Source organism: Mammaliicoccus sp. Q-M61, from assembly GCF_022386055.1.
GTDB lineage: Bacteria > Bacillota > Bacilli > Staphylococcales > Staphylococcaceae > Mammaliicoccus > Mammaliicoccus sciuri_A.
Map to the genome: position 1 here is coordinate 1 of NZ_JAJNJL010000040.1, position 282 is coordinate 282.

Sequence of the window (282 nt, forward strand, 5' to 3'; positions counted from 1 at the left end):
ACCATCGGCGCTAAAGAGCTTAACTTCTGTGTTCGGCATGGGAACAGGTGTGACCTCTTTGCTATCGTCACCAGACAAATTATTGCTTGAGTCAATCGTTTACATACTTCCTCATCACTGCTGTCTTCCTCATTCATTTACGAAAGTAAACTCATTTGTCAGCCATTGTGATTCGTTGTCTATAAGCGTTTTCTCTACGCAATACAAATTGAAATGTATTACACATTCAAAACTAGATAGTAAGTAGATTTTACGGCTAAAACCGATTTAAAATTTGATTAA

The 282-nt window shown here is 36.9% G+C and carries 1 rRNA gene; it reads right to left on the reverse strand.

Going from position 1 to position 282, the window contains the following annotated elements:
• Nucleotides 1-75: ribosomal RNA gene (rrf, locus tag LQ677_RS14610) — 5S ribosomal RNA — on the reverse strand; the annotation flags it as partial.
• Nucleotides 76-282 lie beyond the last annotated feature (207 nt).